A 24,476-nucleotide genomic window follows, 5' to 3' on the forward strand; every position below is an offset into this window, starting at 1 on the left:
ACTATCCATATTCTAAAGAAATATGTGGAAACTACTAGTGTTCCAAAATCCCACTAAACTGTGATAAAAGTATATTTGCTTATTGTAGATATGTACCCGTTATTTTAAGTACATTTTTTCATAAAGTTACCACATTTAGATATCGTTTGAATGTGCAGTATATTTGTACTGTGGAACAATCAATGTTTAATTTATCAACTTTTTTAGAATAGTGCCCGATTGCATAACAAGCATAAATTTTATTTCGGAACTCTGCTTATAGTAAACTTTATGTATATTGTTTAAGCAATTGATAAATAATTTATAGGGATATCTGAAAGAGGTGAACACATGACTTATCTCTTATTATTAATTGGATTTGCTCTTTTAATTAAGGGAGCTGATTATTTTGTTGAAGGAGCCTCGAAAATAGCACACACTTTGAGAATTTCACCAATGCTAATCGGCTTGACTATTGTAGCCTTTGGTACTAGTGCACCGGAAGCTTCAGTCAGCTTTATTGCTGCCTTTGAAGGAAACAGTGATGTAACTATTGGAAATGTCGTTGGAAGCAACATCTTTAATGTAACTTTTATTTTAGGAGCTACGGCATTAGTTTTTCCTTTGGTCGTTCAGAGCGATACAATAAGAAAAGAAATTCCATTTGCTTTGTTGGGATCAGTTTCATTATTACTTTTGATTAGCGATATTCAACTCCAATACTCAGACATCAATCTGATTACAAGAACCGAAGGCATCCTTCTGTTACTTTTCTTTTCGGTTTTTCTTTACTATGTCTTTGAGATGGCAAGGAACAATCGAAGTAAAATAGAAGAGAATCCTACTGATACTGGGAATACGTCCTGGGTGAAAAACATTGTATTTACAATCGGAGGGCTTGCTGCCATCGTGTTTGGAGGTAACCTTGTTGTAGAAAATAGTACTCAAATTGCTCTTTCACTTGGGATGAGTGAGACATTAGTTGGTTTGACAATAGTTGCTGTAGGCACTTCACTTCCTGAATTAGTCACTTCTATAACCGCAGCCTTTAAGAAACAGACTGAGATTGCTTTAGGAAATATTGTTGGCAGTAATATCTTCAATATCTTTTTTATTTTAGGGGCTTCAGCAACTATTCATCCATTAGCTGTTGATTCAAAAATATTTCTAGATATGTGGCTAATGATCTTTGTGACATTTTTATTACTAATCGTATCAAGAACCCATCACAGGGTTTCAAAGATAGAAGGTGCCATTCTAGCCATCATCTATATCATTTACCTTGCTTTTATTATTTTCCGAAATTAAACATTATAGAAGTACGATCAGATTATTAAAAAAGCAGAGAACAATTAACTCAAATACCTAATAAACAATTTATATTTAGTTGAAAGCTATATCATATTCATTTTAAGAAGTAGAACAGACAGAAAAAATTTCTGTCTGTTTTTATTGCAATTAATTTAGTTATTGTTCCACTAACCAGCTATCTCTCTTTATAGAGGAAGTTAGCTTAAGTACATTCTTACACAAAGTTAGCTGTAGCCTGTTTACTGCACAGTAATAGTCTAATGACAATAGCTCTTATTGAATTAGATATCTTTTATGCTGCTCACGTTTTCTTTCGTGAGTTATTTTTGCATACCTAAGTGTGGTATCTGGCGAACTGTGACCTAACAACTCTTGAATGGCTACGAGTTCAGCTCCATTATTTAATGTTAATGTTGCAAAAGTATGTCTTAAAACATGGGGACTAACTTTGTCTTTCAAACCTGCCCTTTTAGCTATCATTCCTATTTCTCTTTGTATTCCTCGTTTAGATAATCTTCTATAAGGCTTTCTCTCTGTAATCATCAAGGCTTCACAATCATCTTTCCGTTCTTTTAAATATTTATCTAAATGGTACATTGCTCTAATTGAAAAATAGACTTCCCTTTGTTTATCACCTTTACCGATTACTAATGTACTCAAATTGTGTTGATTGATATCCGCCTTATTTAATCCATGAACTTCAGATAAACGGCAACCAGTGGCATACAACACTTCAAGAAAAACACGTTGTCTAACTGTTTCGCAGGCCTCTCGTAACATTTCCAACTCTTCGATTGATAAGGCTTTAGGAAGTCGGTATTCATCTTTTAGAGCCTTTAATTTAGTTGTTGGATCCAACTTAATATATTCTTCTGAAACTAACCAACTAAAAAAACTCCTTAAAATTGATAGTTTCTTTCTAATAGTACTCATTTTTAAGGTCCTCTCTTGACTTAGGTACATTCTAACATCTGCTGTAGCTATGTCCTTAGCCTTCTTTTTTACGCTGTCAGCAAACATACTTAATTCTAGGAGATAGTCATCTAGAGTAATAGAGCTTAATCCTTCAAGTCTCTTTGCCGAAATGAACAATTGTATTTTATCCTCAAGATCAGGATGAACCTCACCTAGCTCAACTCTTCGAATATAATACTCTGATAGAACAGTAGACAATTTATTCTTTGTATTTTCCACTTCGATGTTAGGATACAACTCTTTTAAAGCTGCGACTAAATCTGATAAAATTTGCTCTCCTTGGTTCATAATAATCAACTCTCCTTAGATTTTATTAGTAAACTAAGGATTACCTATTTAAATACAAAAAATACATTTCTTAGAATAGGATAGTTTCGCACCTTGCTAGGATAGGTATTCTTGATGTAAGAAGAAAGACGATTACACTAAGCATAATCGTCTTTCAATGGTTGTATATAGCCAGTTCTTTGAACTGTGAGCAAATGAGTTTGTTTTGATTGATATTGTTCAACATATGCTCCTTTCGTAATATCAGGTTAGCCAGAACTTTCTGGTTGTTTTTTATATTGTCATTTGATAAGGTAATCGGGTGGAACGCCACGGGGTATATATCTCGTGCACCTGGACTGTATTTCTTCGGATTACTTAAACATTCTTAATTAAACGACTTCATATTAATTTAACGATAATTGACTTATTTATTTATAATACTTATTTTTACCTTATTGGTCTTGTGAAGGAATCTTTTATAAACCTTCGTCTAATGAATCCCCTCAGGAAATATTATTTTTTCTACTATCATCCTTAAATTTATAATAGTGTTTATGATATAATAAAAAAGAACATTCGTTCTGAACACAAAAAACAGGAGGGGTCAAACTGTACTTTACTAAAGAAGACTTTGACAATATTGAATTTGATGTCGTAACCAAATTCTTCAAGCAAACTTTACCTAAACAAGGATATTCTATCCGAGAACCACAACTTACCTATGCACAAAAAATATTACATACATTAAAAAAGCGAGAAAACCAGTCTCTTGTTATAGAAGCTGGTGTCGGTACTGGTAAATCCTTTGGGTATTTAGTTCCTCTACTTCACTTACAAAAAGAAGCACGGCACGGATTTAAATTTTCCATTGTCCTTTCCACTGGCACTATTTCCTTACAAGAACAATTAATAAAAGATATCTATCAGGTAAGCCGGTTAATGAACTACTTTGTTCAACCTGTCCTTGCTAAAGGTCGAACGCATTTTCTTTGTCTGGAAAGGTTGCATAATCATTACAATAGTAATCCACCTAGTTGGGTGAATGATTTAGAAGGTCTTACGGGAGACCGCTCAGAACTAGCTGAAAGCTTTCCTGAACTAGATAAGAATTGGGATAAAGTCAATGTAAAGAAATGCAAGTACAGAGAATGCGCGTTCTATGAAGTGTGCGATTTTATCGATTTAAGGAAAAGCATCTCGCAAGGGAATTCCGTTATTGTTACGAATCACGACCAATTAATTGCAAATGAAAAATTAAAAATGCAAGATCGTAGACCATTGTTCTCAGATGATACACACATTATTGTAATTGATGAAGCACATAATTTAGAAGAAAAAGCACGCTCTTCCCTAACAGAAAGTTGGAAAAAAAATAAACTAACCTATCACTTGAATGTGTTAGACCGTTTTTTAAAACGTTCTCCTACGTACCAAGAAACTCGAAAGCAAAAGCAAAAAATACAAACCGAACTTAATACGTTCTTTCAGGAACTATTAAAGCAGTGCCTGTCTCAGCAAAGTAATCACAGAAAAGCTGGTTCAGAAACGAATCGATATGAAATTAATTCTGAAGAAATAAGCAATTTAATCACCCTTACAAAAGAGTTAAACGACTACAATATCTCTGCTCAATTACTAGATACTGCTAGTGAGGAACTTGAGGAAAGTACAATTGCAATTGAAGAATTCCTTACTTTCATAGAGGTATTAAAGCAAAATGAACAACATATTATTTGGATTGAACAAATAGGAGAATTAAGTGCTAGAAATATTTCGATTAACTCAGTACCACAGAACGTAAGTGAAGAAATCGCGAGTTATTTCTTTGAAGGAGATAAACCTAATACTATTCTTACTTCTGCAACTATTTCCACAAAAGGGGAGACTAATTACGATAGGTATGACTATTTAGTAAGTTCAACTGGATTAGATTTCTTATCCTACAGGCAACTTGAACTTGCAGATCCACTTAAATCTCCTTTTGATTATGATGCACATTCTTTATTATATATACCAAGTCACTTACCACAACCCATTCGTCACAATTATGAAACTTTTAGGGAGAAAGCCATTCAAGAAATTCTATCGCTAATTCAATTAACTGAAGGAAGGTCGATGATTCTTTTTACTTCCAAAGAAGATATGAATTTTGTCTATGAGAGATTAGTAGACGAACGATTACCTTGGAGAATTTTTGTGCAGCAAGATGGCAGCTCACAAAATAAAACGAAGACTGCTTTCCTGGAAGACGAGTACTCTATCCTATTGTCTACCGGAACATATTGGGAAGGGATAGACATCCCAGGCCCATCCTTAAGCAATCTGATTATATTTAAACTTCCTTTCCCTGTTCCAGATCCAATTCTAAATTATAAGATGTCATTATTCGGACCAGATGGCTTTGATAAAGTTATGATTCCTGAAATGATAATCAAACTTAGACAAGGACTTGGAAGACTTATCCGTAAGGAAACAGATAAAGGAATTGCTAGCATTTTAGATAGCCGATTGAGCAAAAAAGCCAATAAATCGTATCGTATACCTGTACTTGAATCTGTACCTATTCGAAAAGTAACAGAAGATTTCGGAGAAGTTCAAAAGTTTACGAAGGAAATTTATCATAGTCATTTCATTAGTGAGTGACTACTTTGCAAATAGATTCTCTATTAAAAGTTTAATGTTGATTATAGAATAGAAAACATGGTTGGCCCCATCGTTAGAAGCCTTTGTTGAACTTGTTTAAATTAAATTAATGAAACTGAAAATGGGTATTTTAACAGGATATATATGAAAGCCAAATTCCTTAAGTGAGAATTTGGCTTTACCTTTTGTTTTATCAAGATTGGTTTCTTACACTATACTCGTTACTTTAAGTACTTTATTTCACAAATTTGGACTAAAATGAAATCATTTGCTGCGTAGTAATAAGTCAAATGAGAAGATACAATCACTTAATAAACGTGATCGGTCTCCGTGATTTTTCAACAGTATTGTTCAGTATCCTTGTACTGCGAAGCAAAAGACGTTGTTTATTAGCTGTTCTTATTCAAAATAAGCACCCGATAGTTAAGTAATTTCTTTCACAATCTGCTGCATCGTGATTCCTTTTAAATTATCCTAACTCTTTTTGTTTGATGAAAGTAACTTTCCCCCAGATGATTTTGGTGCTAGACTGCTATTAAACAACAAAAGAGAATTCCTTTTTTTAGGGTCCCTTTAACCGTTATGTCATCGTATCCAAAACCAATTAATTTGCTATTACCGTTAAATGTCGAAGTAATATCCGCTAAAAGTAATCTGATACAGATGTAATTACAACCATATCTTAAATAAATTCTTGCTTATTTTTATGTAGGATGACATTATTTTTAAATTAACAAATTGATTTAGGTTAATTTTGATAGCGTGGTTTTAATGGATTCCGTCAAGATTTATGTGTAAATTTTGATAAGGTATTCCATAAAGTTGGTTGGGTGCTAGATGCCATACCAACTAAAATCTTTGGAATACCTTATCTCTTTTCGTCCCAAACAATCTACACAAACTATTTTACCTTATCTTCAATCTCTTCTTATTTTACTTTTATCACAATTTTCCCGGCTGCATGCCCTGATTCACTTAATTGATAAGCTTTCTGTACACCTTCTTCGGTAAATGGGAAGACTTCATCAATGACAACTTTCAAATCGCCACGCTCTACTTGTTCGATGAATTTCTTTAGTTGGTCTGTATTTATTGTATAGACAATTCGATCAATAGTGATATTTCTTTCTGCAGTCTTGTCCTCTGCAATAGGAGTAGCTGGAGTTAATGCTCTACCGCCTTCAACTACAACAGGTAATGTTTCCGTACCTTGACCTACTGTATCAATCAACATATCTGCTTTATTTGCATAGGCTTTTGGTACATCTTCTTCTTTATAATTAACCACTTGGTCTACTCCAAGTGATTCAAGAAGTTCTTCATTTCTGCTAGTTGTAGCAATAACATGTGCTCCCTTCTGTTTTGCAAACTGCACGGTGTATGTTCCTACTCCACCAGAACCACCTTGCACAAAGACAGTTTCCCCTTCTTGTACTTGATAGGATTCTTTATTTACCAGTTGATATGCAGTAAGTGCGGCAATACCTAGGGCTGAAGCTTCTTCGAAAGTAACCTTTTCCGGCTTTTTTATTACATATTTTTCAGGAATAGATACAAACTCTGCTAGACCACCTCCACGATTTACCTTATATGAAGTAAATACTTCATCACCTATTGAGAAATCTGAAACATTCTCACCAACTCCAGAAACAACCCCAGAAATATCCGTACCTAAAATCATAGGAGACTTTAATTTAAATGGCATTCTCCCTTTACGTATTGCACTATCTACCGGGTTAATGGAAACAGCATGGACTTCAATCAACACTTCATCTGCATTCACTTTTGGTTTGTCTACTTCTTTTTCTACAAAATCTTCTATATTACCAGCTTCTTTAACAACAATAGCTTTCATTTAAATACACCCTTTCTACTTTAGGTCTTATATTAATAGCAAGATGTAATATAAAACACTTCAAATTTTCCGACTCCATGCGCATTTTTATTTACATTAATTCTTCGGTGCCACCACCGATAATTCAAATCTTCTGCCCCCTATTATATAAATTCAACAAAAGGTGCTTCTCCTTCTTTTGGGATTGCACCCTTTAATTGAATAACACGATTTATCTTATTAGATTTTTAAATCAATATATACCTTAGTTATAAATGTTCCAAGTAGAATTTGTCAGACACTTGTCGCTTTGGAACTAATTGAATTATTTATTCATAAAAGATTTGATTTCTTCTTCTGGCATGGATGAATCGCATTTCACGTTTACTGTGTCACCATTTGTATAGATGAAACCAGGAACCGTTGGAATGTCGTATTCATCACGGAGAGCCGTAATGCCTTCCATATCAGATTTTTCCACACTATTTACATAATAGATGTGAGTGTCCGTTTCTTCAGCGACCTTTTTTAATTTTCCGACGAATATTTGACAATAAGGACATACAGCCTTGCCAATATAGATAATGGCTTCACCGTTACCTTTTACCAGTTGCTGTGCTTTTGCGGAATCAATTTTATCAAAACTAACTACATTTTCTTCATAAGTGGCAATCATTACTCAATCTCCTCTCAATATTATTTTGACCATGCCCCTACTAAGGGCGAGGTAACCTCTGCTGAATGAAGATAAATCACTTTATCGTAATTCAACAGCTTACCGTTGTAAACCCGCTGTTTACTAGTCGTACTTGTTCGACTGACTTTGATTCCTGACTTTGTAATAGTTCGGGGAATAAATAATGGATGATATGCATTGTTAATCGTCGAGATTCTCCTTTATATGGATAAACATGCATATACATGGATGGATTAAAGTTCGCTTCAATAATTCCATAAGCGTTTTCATGATCTGCAGGAACCTCTGTATTTCCAATAATCAAATCAATGCCACAAATTTTCACCCCGAGTGCAGATACCGCATCCACTGCTATTTTTTTATAATTATCAGGAATTTGTTCGGTCACATCAATCGAATCTCCACCTGTACTAATATTGGAGTTTTCACGTAGATAGATGATTTCACCCTCTTGTGGGATCGAATCGATTCCATATCCTTGACCTTTAAGCATGAGGTTCTCTAATTCACCTAATTGGATGCTTTCTAAAGGTGTTCGATGGTCTCTTCCTCTTAACGGGTCACGATTCTTTTGATCTACTAACTCTTGGATGGTATGTTTACCGTCACCTTTAACATTCGCAGGAATTCGTAATAAAACAGCATAAACGTTATCATTTAACACAAAAAATCGATATTCCGTTCCATTAATAAATTCTTCTATTAATAAAGATGAATCTTCTTTAAATGCTAGCTTGAGTGCCTTTTGATAATCCTCGTAATTTGCGCCTTCTTTGAAGATCGATATTCCTAATCCATAGTTTGTTGTTTTCGGCTTCACAACAAAAGGTCTAGTGGAAAATAAATGATAGGATCGTAAAGCTTGATTGATTGTTTGAAACTCCTCACCCTTAGGTACTCGAAATCCATGTTGGTGAAGAATTTTCTTTGTTACTGTTTTATTTTCCATAATTAAAGTTGAGACATAATTGTCTTTACTTGTCATATTCCCATTCTTCACATATTCAACATGATCTTTTAATTTCAGCTTCAAAAATTGATCTTGTCGATCCAAAATTTCTACTTGGATTCCTTGTTGAATTGCATCAAACATTAAAATCTGAGTGGACAACTCCATATCCGTAAAACCTGCTAATTGATATGGCTTATCCCATGACTTTTTATAATTTTGATTAGCAATTGACGTAGCCACTTGACTTTGACTGCTTTTTTCACTTTCTATATAAAGTCTACCAGCTAAAGTCTTGCTTGGATTCATTAGCATTTCTCTCAGATGAACAAATAACGTACCAGAAACAGTTACATCTAAGATTTCTACAAAATGTTCCATCTCATCAATCATCTTCTTAGCTTCTATTTCAAATTGTGTGTGCGCTAACGGATGCTCAAGAGCCACTATCTCATTGTAAAAATCACCCATTCTTCCCCATTCATCACAATGATCTCCTTCATCTTTCCATAGTAAATAAAGTAAGAAAAGATGGAGGAATTCTGCTTGTTCATAACTAATTCCATATGTTTCAAAAGGATTTTAATCTATATTGCGCAATTCAATATACTGAACACCGTGATCTTCTAAATCTGAAAAATGATGCCCACCTCTTAATCGAACAGGTGCATAAAATTCCTTTTCTTCTGATAGAAGCCCTCTTTTAACCATCAAAGAAAGATCTGATAGATAGTTCTGGATACTACTATACGACACTTTAACCTCATCAGAATTGACATAACCGTATTTACTGCCTCTAATGCTTCTTACGGCTCCATTCAAAGAATGATATTCAAAAAAATTCTTTTCACTAATAGGAGAAGCCCCATAAAAATAAGTTATTAACCATCGATTGTGTAAATAATTTCTTGTTACCTTTAAATAAATCTCAGCTTTAAACTGTTGGTAATCTTTTATCTCCGATTGTAAGCTAAATAACACTTGGATCAACTCTTCACCGAATTCAAAGTTGAAATGAATTCCGCTAACCATTTGTTTGCGACGGCCATAAGATTGCGATAAATTTTGACGATATCGAAAATCTCTAACATTTTTCAATTTTGCAATCGCAATGTCTTCTTCTTTTTCTGGTAACTGTGGTGGCATGCTCAATGGCCATAGCATTTCATTTTCATCCATCGAACGATAAGTAACGTCATGGATCGCTGCTAAGTAATTAAACAGGCCCTCTAATGTATCCGAAACAGGTGTGATTAATTCCATTTGTGTTTCAGAAAAATCTCGTTGAATATATGGATGATCATCTTTTAATTTAATGCTCTTAGGATGATCTGTTTTAGCTAAATTTCCCGAAAAATCAATTCGATGACTTTCTTTTTCAATCCCATAACGGGCTTTTAATAAGTATGTTTTCACACGGTCATTGGCTAACATTTTTTTAAAATCCATAGTTGTTCTCCCCCCAAAATAACCATTTACCGAATATTTTCCCGTTTTTAGTACTAATGGGTATAAAAATATCCACATTTAGCTGAAATGTGGATATTTTTATTTTTCATTCCATGTTTCCAAAAATAATTAAATTATCTTAAATACTTCATATGGAAAGAGAAATGGTCCTCTAAGAATGTAGCTATAAAGAAATAGCTATGGTCGTAACCTTCCTTTTTCTCATAATGTACTACTTGATTATTTTCCTGAGCATTCTTTAAAAAATAAGTTTCATCTAATTGTTCTGGATAAAAATCATCTTCAGTACCTTGCGTAATGAGAATAGGCGGCATTCCGGATTCTTTGACCAATTCTGAAGCATCCCATTCCCTCCAAGACGGTTGATCATCACCTAAATAAGAGGAAAAAGCTTTTATTCCCCATGGGACTTGACTTGGACTTAAAATAGGGGAAAAGGCAGAAATCGCTTTGAATCTTGCCGCATTTTTCATGCCAATCACTAAGGCACCATGACCTCCCATTGAGTGTCCCATAATACTCTCTTCTCCTGAAAAATGAGGTACCAAAGTTGACGCAATAGCTGCTAACTCTTCCACTATATACGTGTACATATTGTAGTTCTTTGCCCACGGATCTTGTGTTGCATTTACATAAAAACCTGCACCTTTTCCAAGATCCCATCCGTCATCGTCAGGCACATCTTCTCCACGTGGCGAAGTGTCTGGAATCATGACTGCTACTTGATATTTTTCAGCCAATTGCTGAAATCCACTTTTTTGACTAAAATTATCATCTGTACAAGTTAAACCAGACAGCCACCAAATAAGAGGAATTTTTTTCTTTTCTTTATTTGATGGTAAGTAAATACTAAATGTCATCTCACACTGTAAAGCTTCTGAATAATGGGTATATTTAATTTGTTCTCCGCCGAAAGAGCGACGTTTTTCAATAAGTTTAAGGCTCACTTTCTCACTCCTCATATGTTAACATCGTACGGATTGACTCACCCTTATGAAGCAAATCAAATGCCTTATTGATGTCTGTAAAATTTAATTGGTGTGTGATAAACGAATCGATATCGATTTCACCATTCATATAATCTTCAACCATTCCTGGAAGCTGTGTTCTTCCTTTCACGCCGCCAAAGGCAGAACCACGCCATACTCGACCCGTTACTAATTGGAATGGACGAGTATGAATCTCTTTGCCTGCGCCCGCTACACCGATAATCGTACTTTCACCCCAACCTTTATGACAACATTCAAGAGCAGACCTCATTACTTCAACATTTCCAATACACTCGAAGCTATAATCTACTCCTCCATCGGTCATTTCAACAACGACTTCTTGGATTGGTTTATCAAATTTAGCTGGATTTAGAAAATCAGTTGCGCCCATTTTTTTAGCTAATTCAAACTTATCCTCATTTAAGTCTATAGCAATAATTCGACTAGCTTTTGCTTGAACCAATCCTTGAATAGCGGCTAATCCAATGGCTCCTAAACCAAATACGGCTGTCACAGCTCCTTCTTCCACTTTTGCTGTGTTGTGTACAGCGCCAATACCTGTAGTCACACCGCATCCAAATAGACCAACTTTATCAAGTGGCGCTTCTTTGTCAATTTTTGCTAAAGAGATTTCAGGAACGACTGTATATTCACTAAATGTACTTGTTCCCATGTAATGATAAATCGGCTCTCCATTATAAGAGAAACGAGTAGTTCCATCAGGCATTAAACCTTTCCCTTGCGTTTCCCGTACGGCACTACATAAGTTTGTTTTACCAGAACGACAGAATTTACATTCTCCACATTCAGCCGTGTATAGTGGAATAACATGATCCCCTGGTTTTACCGAAGTTACTTCATCTCCTACAGCAACGACTACCCCAGCACCTTCATGGCCTAGTACAGCAGGAAATACGCCTTCCGGATCATCACCAGATAATGTAAATGCATCTGTATGACAGACTGAAGTATAGAGAATTTTCACTAAAACCTCTTTTGCTTTTGGTTCTTCAACATCTATTTCCACAATTTGAAGTGGTTCTCCTGGTTTAAATGCAACAGCAGCTCTACTTTTCAATTGAATCCCTTCTTTCTTTTGTTTTCTCATTTACTTTTATATAATTACACACTACAAACACAGTGACAATACTGACATTTTTGTCACTACACTCAAAATGTCAAAAGTGATTCTCTCGGTTTAAATGCAATAGTCGCTTTCCTCTTTAAATGAATCCCGCCTTTCTTTTGGCTTCTACTTTACTTTTTCATCATTACACATTCAATTTCATTAGACAATACTGACGTTTTTGTCACTACAACAAAAAATCAACAAAGGGATTCTCCCGATTTAAATAAAACAGTCGCTTTACTTTTTCATCATTCCATAATATAATTCAGTAGGAAATACTGACATTTTTGTCACTATAAACAAATATATAATAGAAAGGCAAGGAAAAGATGGTCATTCATTATAAAGAAAAGTCCTTTTTTACTAGCAAAGATTTAGCTCTGTCCGTAATAGGGGGGCGTTGGAAAATAGCCATTATCTGGTGTTTGCTCCAACAATCCCCATTACGATTAAGCGAAATACAAAAATACCTTCCGGATGTCAATCAACGTATGTTAATTAGACAATTAAGGGAATTAGAAGAGGATCAAATTATTACCCGAGTGGTATACCCAGTTGTCCCTCCTAAGGTGGAGTATCAACTTAGCGAAATTGGTCTTCAACTAGAACCTGTTGTCACTTCCATTTGTGATTGGGGAGATCATTTTAGAGCATTTTTGGATGAAAATACTGATAAAAAATCAGTTGAATAAAATTTAAGTCGATTTTGATTATTTATAACTAGTAAATAATCGTAAATATGCAGGAGGATATACACAGGCTACAAGCAATCCATATCCTTGAAAATCGATACAAAATGCTAGGGTAACGGAAGGAATCGAATGATAATACTCAAATTTCTTATTATGCGCTATACACACAAATGGGGAAAAGATTCTTAAATGATGGGTTGGAAACATCTAAAAAGCCACGAAGCACTATTAAACTAATGCGCTTCGTGGCTTTTATACATTTTTACTCAAATCTTTCTCTTCCCATTTTCGTTTAAGTCTACTCTTGCCATAAATCACTTTCCTTATTGAGTGTTATTCCATAATACGGCCCGATTAGAGGTTAAGAGCAGGGTTTTATGAGAAGTTTGCGTGAATTTCATAAGTTCACTTTCTCGCTATCCAAGGGCTTAGCTTACTAATCGCTTATGTTCAGATATTCTATACATACTGATTCTCCATATACCAAATGTTACACCTTGAAGAATAAAGAAGATACTTACCCATTCCAAAATTGAAGGGAAAGTTGCATGATAGACAAATGAATAAAGTAACCCAAACATTGTCTCAAAAACAATCATCATACCAGCCATGGAGACAGTTAATCGAATAGAAGCTTGATTCCATGCCCATGTTGCCACCCACGAACTAATAATCCCCAAAACAATAATCCCAATCAAATAATGTATAAAGTAATCCTGAACTAAAAGGTTACTCATTACTTGTTGATTTGTTAGCCTACTAATAAGCAGAACGAATATAACTAATGTTAGCGTTTGGACACCAACGATTGTGGAAAAAAGACTTGGAGAAACCTCAGATTCTTTTTTGAGAAAATTAGCATTTGATATTCCATACCATGTCCACAAGGCAAGAGCAATGAAACAAAATAGGAATCCAAACAAAAGACTACTTTTTGATACAGTTATGCTACTAACATCTCCTTGCCCACTGCTATACAATAGAAAGATACCTATTAATATCGAACAAGCAGGAATCAGTAAAATTTTAAAAGGAAATTCTTTATTCAGTAGATTCCCAACAAAACTGATAACTATAGGTAGAGTTCCAATAATTAACGTGGTAATGGTAGCTCCTGCATACTTGATTCCTAATACTAAAAAAAAGAAGAAACCGATATTTCCAGTAAAAGCATAAAGCAGTGCTCTGGACCATACTCTTGATGGAATATGTAATGGATTTTTTTTGTATATCATGAATATAAGAAGAGAAGATAAGCCATACATAAAGTAGCGCCCCAAAGTAATTTCCAATGCTGAAAAAGTGGAAAGTATATTCGGAATAAGAAATGCTAATCCCCAAGCTGCCCCTGCAATCATTCCAAATATTATACCCAGAAAGGATAAACGGTTATCGCTCATTTTTGTTTACCTCCCCCCCCAAAATGAATGATGTGATTTTATTATAGTGGGAGAAAGTTAATTAGTATTGTATATTCTTGCTTGCTAATATATATTGTCTAGGCGTGACTCCAAGTGCTTTTTTAAATCGCCTTGAGAAATGACTTTGATCCACAAAACCTACATCTATTGCTATTTCCGAAATGTTACTGCCTTTTTCTAATAATTTTTTAGCATTCTCTATTCGAATTTTGTTGAGGTAAACATGAGGAGATATGCCACATTGTTTGGTAAATGTTCGAGCAAATTGATATTCGCTTAAACCTATTAGCTCGGAAAGGTTAGATAAGGTAATATTTTCGTAATAATATTCGTGTATGTAATCCTTCACTAGTTGAATTCTCTGTTGTGGTAAAGTATATCCCTTAACATGTCTTAATGATTTTTCAGCGAACCTTTGTAATAATACATTGAAAAACAGGAAAAACTTCTCTTTTTGCTCTAGTTCGGAATAGGAATATTCTAATGCATAATGTAAATCTAAAAATAGGTGTACGATTTCTCGATTTGTAATAATTACCTGTTTGAAAAATAATTGACTTTTATCTGTTTGATTTTCTATCCCTAACAGTTTTTCAATTAATTGTTTTTCAGGGTAAATCATACGGTAAGTATAACCATCGGTTTTAGCTGCATATCCAGTGTGAACTTCTTCGGGATTAATAATCACTAAATTATTTTTCATTCCAAATTGTGTTTCCCCTTTATAGTGAAATCCCTCCACACCGTCTTCGATAACACCGATAGCAAATTCACTGTGAGCATGTTTTGAGAAGGCATGGTGAACATAGGTAGCATGCAAACAATCCATCGATTCTAAGTGTTTACTTTTCCAAAAAATAACTTTTTCTGTTTGCGTGTTAAGATTCAAAATAAAATGCCTCCTTTCCTCTGCAAAATTTCATTTCGTAAATTAACTGTTTTTTTGAAGAATACTTTAATTAATTGATCAGTCGAAGCAATGCCGTATAAAAAAGTATCGATAGTTTTTGAGTAAAGATCATTTTTTTCATTCATGTTAAATACACCTGTTTGGATACCTACCGATAATTGTTTTTGACTATAGGCCATTCTGGTGTTAATTGTTTTATAAAGCTGATTTTGAACTAAAGTATTAGACTTTTTATAACTGAAAAATTCATCACCCACATTTGTCAGAGGATAATTGTGATCATAGATACCCACATATTTTAATTCCGTGTAGTTGATCTATTGTACTGGAATATTGTTTTTTTGTTTTCCCACTGTTCCATTCCTTTTCCCATTCGTCTAATACATGAATAAGTAGCACTTCTTCTTTACTGTCAAAATGATAGTTTATATTTACTTGATAGTTTCCTACTTAATAACGATACTGCCCCTTTCTTATTATAAGGTCAGCCAGATAAGAAAAAAATTCCCGTTTGACCATTTTTATGGTCTTATTATAACAGTAGCCAGGGGTAAAACGTAACTGCCGTGGGCTTTGATCCCTTCAGCTAAACAGTTTGCCCCCTACTTATAGAAACATGATTGAGCTCCACATCAAATGAGTATTGCCCAGATGAGGTATGTCATTAAAAGAATTTCCAAAAGAGCTGGTATTGATAAAACCATACATCCACATCAGTTGAGACACAGCTATGCAACGCATTTACTAAAATAATGGAGCTCCTCTTGATGTCATACAAAGTTTGCTTGGGCATGAAAAGAGTGAAGCTACTCGTATCTATGCTCAGTTGAATGGGAAGTTAAGACAAGAATTTTATAGAAAATACTTTTAAATTAAATCACAAAAAATATAGTTTAATCTATACTAGTTTGAAATTGTTTGTTGCGTAGTAATTGTCTACTACGTATTAAGGAAATGACGACTTTCCTTATTCCACACTGCGAAGCCTATAGTTAATTGTCACAAACTCAGGTCAATCATAATTACCATTATGATTTTCCTCAAAAATCGATTTATTTATCTAAATTTTACCTATTATATTGCCAAATGGTAGGTTACCCTAGCATTAATTGATAAAGTATCAAGTATCCTAGCATAACCTACCATTTTAAATAGTTTTAGATGTTTAATTATCAAATAATTCCAATTCACCATACTCATTATATTTAATAGAATGCCCTGTTGTTTCTTTAGATTGTATGGTTTCTTGCTTATTTTTTTGTCTTATCTTATTTAAACTTTGATCTTCTTTTGGTGGTAAAGGGATATCTAGTTTTCCTTCTTTAAGGATATCAATAACTTTCTCCTTATTAACTCCAATTATTTGAATCTCCCAACAGTAGTTAGAAAGTCCCTCTACAGCTGCCTGGACGATCGTTTGCCAACGTTCGTCCTTCTCTAGTGGTATTTTATCTTGCCTTTTTGTAACAAAGAATATAGCTGCGTATGGTATGCTTCGGTTATTTTTTCTGCAATAATCGAAAAAGGTACGGTAACGTTTGAATTTATCGACCAGAACATGCTTTCTAGATGACCCAGTGTCTATTTCAACAGCAGCTAGGATCTTGTTTATCTGTAACTCACCATCTGGTTTAAGCTTCCCCTTCTTATGAACTGCTCTTTCTTGGCTTATATTATGAACATATTTAAATTCCTTAACGCAGTATAAACTATGACGAATAAACATATTGTCACTTTGTTCATAGGCTATTGCAAAATCAACATACATCATATGATGTTCTAGGTGACCAAGAGTAGGTTTTAATAGGCTTGGAGTAAAGGAACCATGAATATTATCAAAACCTGCTTTTGGATTAGATGAATCAATTGTAAGGTGATCATGAATATATTGAACGCCTTTATCAGTTAAATAATGTAAAAATTCTTTACTAACTGGGTAACAAGAGACTGTTTTTATAAGCTTCATTTTCCTTAAACTCACGGTAGCACGCGATATATTAGACAGTTGACCATCCTTTTCAGAAGTCAGGTGTCCACATTCGATTTGTCGAAGATGATTGTTCGTCGCCCCCCGCAAATTATAAATATTTTTTAACATACGGTGTTCGATATCGGTAATATTTAAATTTCTCCAAACTCGCATTTAATTCCCCTCTCTATTAAAAGACTTTAAGTAGTGTAAATTCAAGTATTTTCTCACATCTTATAAACCATACATAGTTAATGGATTAGATCTTGTATTGATAGGATTTCTAGTAATTTCCCTCTTATACACAACCTATGTATGACAGCTATGTATAGTAACCATGTATAATTTCCATACATAGCTGATGTACAAGACCACATAAAAACAGTAATGTTTTGATTCTCAAAAACTAGTAATCATAATCTAAATCATTTTGGTCAAGTTCACGCATCGATTTGTGAGAAGATAATTGTTGTAAAGGTTCCTTTGACTCTAACTGACTTTCTTTAAAAGGAAGGTTTACATCCTCTCTGATGGTCACCTCTGAGTTATGTTGAATCCATTTTTTCAACCCTTTAATTTCATCTAACACTAGGTCAAGAGTGGATTGGCTCTTTTGGTTCTGTTTTATATGTTCCTCAGCCCACATTGCAATTTGAGCTGAGAGCTGTTTAGATTTAGATAACTGTACAATCAATTCATAAGCTTCATCAGAGAGTAATGACGTCCTAAAATTAAATTGTTCCCTTTTCATAAGTCATCACCTAACATCTCTTATAGTGTTTCTATCTGACTCGTTTCATGCTTAGCAACGATTTCTCCACCGTATATATTTAACTTACGAGAGTCGGCAGGAAAGAAATGAAACTTATATGCTACTTCTTCCCCCAGAGTTTCTATAAGTGATTCTTCCATATAAGTTTGAAGGATATCTGCAACACCTCCAATATGAACAAAATACACCTGCTCCCCGTAAGAAAATTCAAAAGTAGTTAACGCTTTTTGAATGGCGATTTTAGCTATCTCTTTTAATGTTTTTTCTATCAGATCAGTAAAATCAACTGTTTCTTGCGTCGTTGAATCCACGTAAATAAATTTGCGATTGCTGATATGTTCTAAAATAAACATTTCTAACGTTCGCACATCATGAAAGTGGGTCATCAGTTTGGTAGTTCTTAAATTTTCAAGCTTCTTAAGGTAACTCTGATCCGTAAAGCTAGCAAAGTCATCTGGACTTGAAGGTCTTTTTAAACCTTCTTTTAATACTGATAAATCTTGAGTTTGACCACCTATATCATCTATTACAACAATTAAATTTTTCAATTTGTTAGATGATTCTAGTTCATTGAGCTCAAGATCGTATTTTAAGGCAAATCTTGCTGTTTCCCCTTCAATTCGACATGCGGCTTTCAACACATTAATATCTAATGTACGTTTATAGCCCGGTGTTAATAATTCAACTTGTGCATGCCCTTCAAATCGACTGGCCATTTTATGTAACATTTGCGAAAATCTCTCAGCCTTTTTAACTAACCAAGTTGGTAGCATAGTTAAGAAATACTGAACTTCAATTTGGTCATGATCTTTTTCAGGATATTTGTAAGCATGGTAAAAAGCGAGACTAGCTAACCAAGTAACCCAAACCGTAATAGATTCCGTTTTATCATGCAATTTATCCATATGAGAATTCCCTAGTATGTCTATTTTTGCTTTTTCCCCGATTTTGAAATAACGGTCTACTCCACTTACTTTTGTTTTAATTACAAGCTGTTGTAATAAATTTTCTTGGTCTACTGCTTCCACAAATAAACCTTCAACTTCTTTCTCCTCAATCTCATAGACTGATGAAGGCATTTCAAAATAGTTTCCATCAATCATATGTTGATTAATTGAATTCCCAAAGTCTGATACCCATCGTGATAACCTCATTTTTAATTCCTCCATTCGAATGATAGTATTTTCACCTTAAAATAATCTTCAATCATAACTCTGGTGTTTGCAAAATTTGGATGGGTTATTTTTAGACAGCCCTTAATACCTTAAATAAAATTTGCAAACAAAAAAGCACCGTTCATATAAAAGACAAGCCTAAGCTTCTCTTAAATATGAAACGGTGCTTCCGCTTCATCGATTATTTTTTTGAAATTATTTTAGGTAGAAATCTCCTGAAAAATTTTCTAATAATTATTGTGACTATAATTATTATACAAAGTTATTAATTAGTCAATAGTTTAATCCTAAGTTTTTTACTTTAATTTACAGAAGGTGATAAAAAATTTCAAATGAAAGTATTAATTCGTTAATTTTCCCTAAAGTGAAAACAACTATTATATAAAAGATAAATCTTTTATATTAATAAAACCTATTACACGAATTGTAATCACTTGTCCATCAACAGTTTGCAGCTACAAAGTATATATAAAACCAAAATAAAAGTCAAGAAAGTCCAATTAATCTAAAATAAAACGAAATTATAACCCTATAAATCCAAAATCATTTATCCACAAAAAGGTTTTAACACATTAAATGATTTAGATTAGTCTTGTTTATTCACAAAATATATGATTTATCCTAATTATTAACATTGTTCACAAATTTCTTTTTGGAATTATAGGAATTTAAAATACATAAAAAAACCGTTCCTTTTTGAAGGTACGGATGCATAAAATATTTTTTTGAATTGTAACATGCAATAGATATATACAACCTCAAAAACAAATACCCCTACTCCAATAAAATTTTAAAGAAGGGGGTTTGTTTTGAGCAATTTGAGCTTTATGAGAAAATGCTCTAATTTAAAATCCTCTGGCACATCAGGAACGATTTCAACAACGGGTAATTTTTCAATCTCCTCCAGTAATAAATTTATGATTCTTTTCTCATCTTCTTGATCAAAGACGATTTGATCATTCAATTGCTTTTCTATGTATTCCTCAAGACGTTGATAGGCATACCAATCTACCTTACGTTTGTATGCCAAGTTTCTCACAACCTCTATTCCTTTTAGTTGAGACAAGAGAGGACTGATATAGTAATCATTTTTGGACAGTACCTCATAAACATCTCTTGAATACAGAAACTTTAGACGAGGTAGTGCTTTTTCACAAGCTTGTTTGATAGATTTTTGGCTATATCGGGATGCAAATGATACGAAATCAAATTCACGTCGATGACGTTCTTCACCTTTTAAGTAAGGTGCAATGTAAGGGTAAACATTGGTTGTGTATGTAATATGCAAATAGTCCGCCTCTTGCTTAAATCGAGTTTCTTGCTTGAGAAACTCCAGCATATGGCGTGGGAATCGTTGATGGTCCTCAACAAAATTTTTTATACGTTGAACGACATGGCGCATCACTTTATTACCGAAATCTTTTAAAAAACGAACCATTTGATCAAAATCGAGTCCATTGTTAATGGTAATTAGCTCTTTCAAACCATATTCTTCTAATAAATTTTGTAAATAATACCGCTGTTTGGAATATACTTCTACCGGTTTAATTGTATCATGGTATTCTGTTTTACCTGGTTGATAAGTAATCAAATAACTTGGATGTATAGAAAAGACTGCTTCTTTATATCGTTGGATTTCTTTACCATCCCGCGTTTTTTTTATTAGTTCTGCCCGTTGGAATAATGGATCGTATTTTTTGTTATTCACTTCATCCTTTAATGGTTCAGTGAGTTCAGATAAAGATTTTCTAATTAAGGCAGTATCGGGTTTATGTAAGAATTGTTTCAAACCACCCATACGGATATCATTATGTTCTTTTGATATAGAACGCTTGATAATTTTATTCATACCGCCTTGTTGCATTAAAATAACATAAAATAGCTTTTTAGATGATATTTTCAGACCGTTAAACACCTTAGAGAAAACAATAGGATGTACAATAACAAAACGATATGGTTTATTATTTTCAGGATTAATATAATGGTTTAAGTAGAAATTATATAATTTAGAGTCTTTTTGGTACGTCCAGTCAATCAATCCTAGCTTTTTAAATTTTTCTAAAGAAGCATAGAATTCCGATGCAGAAATAGGCTCTTCAAAATAATTAACTAAGCGTTTATAAATAGTATGCTTTTTGACATTTAAAATATTCGCTTTTATCGAGTTACATACTTTAAAAAGGATCGTCATGGATTGTAAATCAGCATGTGTAACATGATGTAACTTATAGAATCTGTCTTTGCCTGATTTTGTTTTGGTGACATTAAATTTTTCTTTTTTATGAAAGTGTTGCTCAATATTAAATAGGGCTTTTTGAAATTCATCTGTAATCATAACACCTTCTGTCTTTTTCCCTTGTTTCGCTAAATCATTGTTAAGAATCATCCTACACACCTACTTTTATATAATAAAAAAAGCACCTCTCGCTATTTTGAAATTAGACATAAAACTGCCCTTTTTTCAAAAATCACGAGAGGTGCTTCCCCACGATCAAATTATTCAATTAAAATATTTTATATTAATTATTTATAAAATCGACTGTTAAAACTATTTTTAGTAAGCAATCTGCAAATTTTTTTTAAATGAAAGATAATTTAAAACTACAATTACTAAAATTGTTAATTAAAATAATATCATCATAAAAATCAAATTTCAATAAAAGAATAAATAAAGTATTCAATTTAAATATTTTATTTATAGTTGCAAAAAAATATTTTTTATATTATATTAAAATTAGATTTTGAATGAAAATTAAATATTTAAAATATCTGGAAGCACCAGGTGTTAATTACGAAGCATTATTTGCTTTGTATTAATACTTGGTGCTTTTTTTCGTTTTTATAACAAAAAGGGGGAGTTATCATGCAAAAATTATCCGTTAATTTAGACATTCCAGTACCACCCGATTCAGTTATTATTTCAAAAGTTGAGCTTCAACAATTAATGCAACAAGAGTTACAAGGAGTATATTGGTCTATGAAAGATCTAGAAAATAAAATAAATCGTAAGAGTGAATGGATTAAAGAAAACATTCTTTATCCAAGTAAATTTAGAAAGAAGCTTGATGTTGAAAATGGTGGTTTTGTCTATTATCCAAAGAAACAAGGACAAAGTTGGTCCTTTTTAGCAACTAAAATGTCAAAGTTCTTAGATGAACAATTCAACGAAATATTCACTAAGTAATATCCAAGTAAAAATTTGCATTCTTACAATAGTCATATTAAGCTTAGGTGGACCTAACCGACCACCTAAACTCTTCTGTGGTAGGTGATAAAAAGTGGCTAGTATTCAAAAAAGAGGAAACACATATCAGTTTACAATAAGTAGAATGGTAAATGGAAAATCGACTCCTATAAGAAAAGGAGGATTTCGCACAAAAAAAGAAGCTAAAATAGCTGCAGCTGAAATTGAAGCACAGCTAAATAAGGGGTTATTACCACATCTCACCCCTGCTCCTATAGATGAATACTTTCAGAAATGGGTAAACTTATACAAAACTAATATTAGTCCAACAACTAAGTTACACTATCATTACACTTTAAAGGCGATCAAAGAGTACTTTGGTAACAAACCTTTACAAGAAATTACTCGACATGATTATCAGCAATTCATAAACGAATTTGGTTCATCAAGAGCAAAAGAAACGATTGAAAAAGTAAACACACACATTAGAGGATGTGTACAAGATGCAATTGAAGAACAAATAATTCATCACGATTTCACAAGAAAAACAGTGTTAACGTGGAACAATCCTGCAAAAAAATCAGACGAAAAACATTTAAGCTATTCAGATAGTCAATTATTATTAAATGAATTATATAATCAATTAAAGAACGGACTCGGGTATTATTTAATATTATTAGGATTAACATCCGGCCTGAGATTTGCAGAATTAGTCGGGCTAACAAGAAAAGATTTTGATTTTAGTAAGAACACGATATCCGTTAATAAGACTTGGGGATATATGAAACGATCTCCAGAAGGATTTGGCCCTACTAAAAACGAACAGTCAATAAGAACAATTAAAATTGATGAGGAAACGATGAATGAGTTCAAACAATTATTTAAAACACTACCTAATAATATTCATCAACTAGTTTTTTATAGTCCAGGGTCAAAATATAAAGTAATCAGTAACACAAATGTAAACAAACTTCTTAGAAAAACTCTAATAAATTTGAATATTGATCCGATAACGTTTCATGGTTTACGTCATACACATGCCAGTATTCTTTTGTATAAAAAAGTTTCCATTTATTATGTTAGCGAACGTCTAGGTCATGCTGATATAGATACAACATATAAGAATTATTCCCATGTTATCAAGGAATTAAGACTTGAAGATGAACGAGAAACAATTAATACATTTAAAGAAATGCTTGTGTAAAAAATGTGTAAAATCACTTAAATTTCTATCGTTTTCTACCGTAAACACAAAAATATAAAAAAACGTTAAAACATTGATATATCAACGTTTTAACGTAAACTTTCATTTTTTAAATTAGCTAAAAAAATACTGAAAATACCGGTGGTCGGGGTCGAACCGACACTCCTTACGGAACACGATTTTGAGTCGTGCGCGTCTGCCAATTCCGCCACACCGGCATATGAAATTATGGAGGCGGTAACCGGATTCGAACCGGTGATAAAGGTTTTGCAGACCTCTGCCTTACCACTTGGCTATACCGCCGTTAATCATGGAGCGGAAGACGGGATTCGAACCCGCGACCCCCACCTTGGCAAGGTGGTGTTCTACCACTGAACTACTTCCGCGAATGGCTGGGCCACCAGGATTCGAACCTGGGGTACACGGGATCAAAACCCGATGCCTTACCGCTTGGCTATGGCCCAATGATAGGTTTAGAATGGGGCGACCGGAGGGAATCGAACCCTCGAATGCCGGAGCCACAATCCGGTGCGTTAACCCCTTCGCCACGGCCGCCATATCTGGCAGGGGTAGTAGGAATCGAACCCACATTGACGGTTTTGGAGACCGTAGTTCTACCGTTAAACTATACCCCTATTTATATATAATTATAACATAAAATCAAATGGTGGAGGGGGGCAGATTCGAACTGCCGAACCCAGAGGGAGCGGATTTACAGTCCGCCGCGTTTAGCCACTTCGCTACCCCTCCAAATAAATGGTGGCTCGGGACGGAATCGAACCGCCGACACACGGATTTTCAGTCCGTTGCTCTACCGACTGAGCTACCGAGCCTTAATGGGAAAATAAAAATCTATTAAGTTATAGTGGCGGTCCGGACGGGACTCGAACCCGCGACCTCCTG

Annotated in this window: 17 protein-coding genes, 8 tRNA genes and 2 pseudogenes; 6 read left to right on the forward strand and 21 right to left on the reverse strand. The window is 33.9% G+C overall.

Translation table 11 applies throughout. From position 1 onward, the window contains the following. Positions 1–330: 330 nt before the first annotated feature. Positions 331–1,287, forward strand: coding sequence for a calcium/sodium antiporter (locus GMJ66_RS06570; protein ID WP_156289533.1), 957 nt, complete (start codon positions 331–333; stop codon positions 1,285–1,287). Between the two features lie 276 nt (positions 1,288–1,563). On the opposite strand, the gene GMJ66_RS06575 is transcribed toward GMJ66_RS06570, so the two are convergent. After that, a complete protein-coding gene (locus GMJ66_RS06575) occupies positions 1,564–2,553 on the reverse strand; it encodes a tyrosine-type recombinase/integrase (RefSeq protein WP_156289534.1) in 990 nt (329 codons plus the stop codon). A 921-nt stretch (positions 2,554–3,474) separates the two neighbouring features. Between GMJ66_RS06575 and GMJ66_RS06580 the strand changes: the two genes are divergently transcribed. Further along, a complete protein-coding gene (locus GMJ66_RS06580; RefSeq protein WP_156289535.1) occupies positions 3,475–5,178 on the forward strand; it encodes an ATP-dependent DNA helicase in 1,704 nt (567 codons plus the stop codon). Between the two features lie 928 nt (positions 5,179–6,106). Here the strand turns inward: GMJ66_RS06580 and GMJ66_RS06585 are convergent. From GMJ66_RS06585 to GMJ66_RS06605, 5 genes and pseudogenes are all read right to left on the reverse strand, one after another. Beyond that, complete coding sequence (locus tag GMJ66_RS06585) at positions 6,107–7,033, reverse strand: NADP-dependent oxidoreductase (RefSeq protein WP_156289536.1); 927 nt, start codon at positions 7,031–7,033, stop codon at positions 6,107–6,109. Between the two features lie 304 nt (positions 7,034–7,337). Then, the gene (locus GMJ66_RS06590; protein ID WP_156289537.1) at positions 7,338–7,688 is read right to left on the reverse strand and encodes a thioredoxin domain-containing protein; all 351 of its coding nucleotides are present in this window, start codon (positions 7,686–7,688) and stop codon (positions 7,338–7,340) included. A gap of 91 nt (positions 7,689–7,779) precedes the next feature. Further along, a pseudogene (gene gshAB, locus GMJ66_RS06595) lies at positions 7,780–10,107 on the reverse strand (bifunctional glutamate--cysteine ligase GshA/glutathione synthetase GshB). A 134-nt stretch (positions 10,108–10,241) separates the two neighbouring features. After that, positions 10,242–11,075 carry an S-formylglutathione hydrolase gene (gene fghA, locus GMJ66_RS06600; RefSeq protein ID WP_156289538.1) on the reverse strand — a complete coding sequence of 278 codons (834 nt, stop codon included), beginning with the start codon at positions 11,073–11,075 and terminating at the stop codon, positions 10,242–10,244. Positions 11,076–11,079: 4 nt separating this feature from the next. Next, positions 11,080–12,195: an S-(hydroxymethyl)glutathione dehydrogenase/class III alcohol dehydrogenase gene (locus GMJ66_RS06605; RefSeq protein WP_156289539.1), complete on the reverse strand. Its 1,116-nt coding sequence runs from the start codon at positions 12,193–12,195 to the stop codon at positions 11,080–11,082. 380 nt (positions 12,196–12,575) lie between these two features. Between GMJ66_RS06605 and GMJ66_RS06610 the strand changes: the two genes are divergently transcribed. Then, a complete protein-coding gene (locus tag GMJ66_RS06610; protein ID WP_156289540.1) occupies positions 12,576–12,938 on the forward strand; it encodes a winged helix-turn-helix transcriptional regulator in 363 nt (120 codons plus the stop codon). 428 nt (positions 12,939–13,366) lie between these two features. Here GMJ66_RS06610 and GMJ66_RS06615 read toward each other — a convergent pair whose 3' ends face one another. From GMJ66_RS06615 to GMJ66_RS06625, 3 genes are all read right to left on the reverse strand, one after another. Further along, positions 13,367–14,338 (reverse strand): DMT family transporter, encoded by a 972-nt coding sequence (locus GMJ66_RS06615; RefSeq protein WP_156289541.1) that lies wholly within the window; start codon positions 14,336–14,338, stop codon positions 13,367–13,369. 61 nt (positions 14,339–14,399) lie between these two features. Beyond that, positions 14,400–15,248 (reverse strand): AraC family transcriptional regulator, encoded by an 849-nt coding sequence (locus GMJ66_RS06620; protein ID WP_156289542.1) that lies wholly within the window; start codon positions 15,246–15,248, stop codon positions 14,400–14,402. Beyond that, positions 15,245–15,562, reverse strand: coding sequence for a TetR family transcriptional regulator C-terminal domain-containing protein (locus GMJ66_RS06625; RefSeq protein WP_197046623.1), 318 nt, complete (start codon positions 15,560–15,562; stop codon positions 15,245–15,247). The genes GMJ66_RS06620 and GMJ66_RS06625 overlap by 4 nt, the downstream gene beginning before the upstream one ends. A gap of 340 nt (positions 15,563–15,902) precedes the next feature. On the opposite strand from GMJ66_RS06625, the pseudogene GMJ66_RS06630 reads away from it, so the two are divergent. Beyond that, positions 15,903–16,140 (forward strand): annotated as a pseudogene (locus GMJ66_RS06630) (tyrosine-type recombinase/integrase); the annotation flags it as partial. A 294-nt stretch (positions 16,141–16,434) separates the two neighbouring features. Here the strand turns inward: GMJ66_RS06630 and GMJ66_RS06635 are convergent. The 4 genes from GMJ66_RS06635 to GMJ66_RS06650 form a co-directional block, all read right to left on the reverse strand. Next, a complete protein-coding gene (locus tag GMJ66_RS06635) occupies positions 16,435–17,412 on the reverse strand; it encodes a replication-relaxation family protein (protein ID WP_156289544.1) in 978 nt (325 codons plus the stop codon). Positions 17,413–17,644: 232 nt separating this feature from the next. Beyond that, the gene (locus GMJ66_RS06640; protein WP_156289545.1) at positions 17,645–17,989 is read right to left on the reverse strand and encodes a hypothetical protein; all 345 of its coding nucleotides are present in this window, start codon (positions 17,987–17,989) and stop codon (positions 17,645–17,647) included. 20 nt (positions 17,990–18,009) lie between these two features. After that, positions 18,010–19,164: an Alp7A family actin-like protein gene (locus GMJ66_RS06645; RefSeq protein WP_156289546.1), complete on the reverse strand. Its 1,155-nt coding sequence runs from the start codon at positions 19,162–19,164 to the stop codon at positions 18,010–18,012. An 811-nt stretch (positions 19,165–19,975) separates the two neighbouring features. Continuing rightward, on the reverse strand, positions 19,976–21,571 hold the full coding sequence (locus GMJ66_RS06650; RefSeq protein WP_156289547.1) for a hypothetical protein: 1,596 nt from the start codon (positions 21,569–21,571) through the stop codon (positions 19,976–19,978). 477 nt (positions 21,572–22,048) lie between these two features. Between GMJ66_RS06650 and GMJ66_RS06655 the strand changes: the two genes are divergently transcribed. Both GMJ66_RS06655 and GMJ66_RS06660 read left to right on the forward strand, forming a co-directional pair. Next, positions 22,049–22,369, forward strand: a complete 321-nt coding sequence (locus tag GMJ66_RS06655; RefSeq protein ID WP_156289548.1) for a DUF771 domain-containing protein — start codon at positions 22,049–22,051, stop codon at positions 22,367–22,369. 94 nt (positions 22,370–22,463) lie between these two features. Further along, on the forward strand, positions 22,464–23,573 hold the full coding sequence (locus GMJ66_RS06660; RefSeq protein WP_156289549.1) for a tyrosine-type recombinase/integrase: 1,110 nt from the start codon (positions 22,464–22,466) through the stop codon (positions 23,571–23,573). Positions 23,574–23,709: 136 nt separating this feature from the next. On the opposite strand, the gene GMJ66_RS06665 is transcribed toward GMJ66_RS06660, so the two are convergent. The 8 genes from GMJ66_RS06665 to GMJ66_RS06700 all read right to left on the reverse strand — a co-directional run bounded on the left by GMJ66_RS06665 (position 23,710) and on the right by GMJ66_RS06700 (position 24,406). Further along, a tRNA-Leu gene (locus GMJ66_RS06665) sits at positions 23,710–23,791 on the reverse strand. Between the two features lie 11 nt (positions 23,792–23,802). Further along, a tRNA-Cys gene (locus GMJ66_RS06670) sits at positions 23,803–23,876 on the reverse strand. An 8-nt stretch (positions 23,877–23,884) separates the two neighbouring features. After that, positions 23,885–23,959, reverse strand: a tRNA-Gly gene (locus GMJ66_RS06675). 3 nt (positions 23,960–23,962) lie between these two features. Further along, positions 23,963–24,037, reverse strand: a tRNA-Gln gene (locus GMJ66_RS06680). A gap of 15 nt (positions 24,038–24,052) precedes the next feature. Then, positions 24,053–24,128: transfer RNA gene (locus GMJ66_RS06685), tRNA-His, on the reverse strand. 6 nt (positions 24,129–24,134) lie between these two features. After that, positions 24,135–24,208 (reverse strand) — tRNA-Trp (locus GMJ66_RS06690). Positions 24,209–24,238: 30 nt separating this feature from the next. After that, a tRNA-Tyr gene (locus tag GMJ66_RS06695) sits at positions 24,239–24,323 on the reverse strand. A 7-nt stretch (positions 24,324–24,330) separates the two neighbouring features. Further along, positions 24,331–24,406, reverse strand: a tRNA-Phe gene (locus tag GMJ66_RS06700). Positions 24,407–24,476 lie beyond the last annotated feature (70 nt).

The organism is Oceanobacillus salinisoli (genome assembly GCF_009733865.1).
In the GTDB taxonomy this organism is placed as follows: domain Bacteria; phylum Bacillota; class Bacilli; order Bacillales; family Amphibacillaceae; genus Oceanobacillus; species Oceanobacillus salinisoli.

Bases quoted from the DNA above. Each gene is read 5' to 3' on its own strand.
- GMJ66_RS06590 (WP_156289537.1), bottom strand. From the start codon at position 7,688: ATGATTGCCACTTATGAAGAAAATGTAGTTAGTTTTGATAAAATTGAT.
- GMJ66_RS06655 (WP_156289548.1), top strand. From the start codon at position 22,049: ATGCAAAAATTATCCGTTAATTTAGACATTCCAGTACCACCCGATTCA.
- GMJ66_RS06640 (WP_156289545.1), bottom strand. From the start codon at position 17,989: ATGAAAAGGGAACAATTTAATTTTAGGACGTCATTACTCTCTGATGAA.
- GMJ66_RS06610 (WP_156289540.1), top strand. From the start codon at position 12,576: ATGGTCATTCATTATAAAGAAAAGTCCTTTTTTACTAGCAAAGATTTA.
- GMJ66_RS06580 (WP_156289535.1), top strand. From the start codon at position 3,475: ATGAACTACTTTGTTCAACCTGTCCTTGCTAAAGGTCGAACGCATTTT.
- GMJ66_RS06570 (WP_156289533.1), top strand. From the start codon at position 331: ATGACTTATCTCTTATTATTAATTGGATTTGCTCTTTTAATTAAGGGA.
- GMJ66_RS06615 (WP_156289541.1), bottom strand. From the start codon at position 14,338: ATGAGCGATAACCGTTTATCCTTTCTGGGTATAATATTTGGAATGATT.
- GMJ66_RS06585 (WP_156289536.1), bottom strand. From the start codon at position 7,033: ATGAAAGCTATTGTTGTTAAAGAAGCTGGTAATATAGAAGATTTTGTA.
- GMJ66_RS06650 (WP_156289547.1), bottom strand. From the start codon at position 21,571: ATGATTCTTAACAATGATTTAGCGAAACAAGGGAAAAAGACAGAAGGT.
- GMJ66_RS06645 (WP_156289546.1), bottom strand. From the start codon at position 19,164: ATGAGGTTATCACGATGGGTATCAGACTTTGGGAATTCAATTAATCAA.
- GMJ66_RS06575 (WP_156289534.1), bottom strand. From the start codon at position 2,553: ATGAACCAAGGAGAGCAAATTTTATCAGATTTAGTCGCAGCTTTAAAA.
- GMJ66_RS06635 (WP_156289544.1), bottom strand. From the start codon at position 17,412: ATGCGAGTTTGGAGAAATTTAAATATTACCGATATCGAACACCGTATG.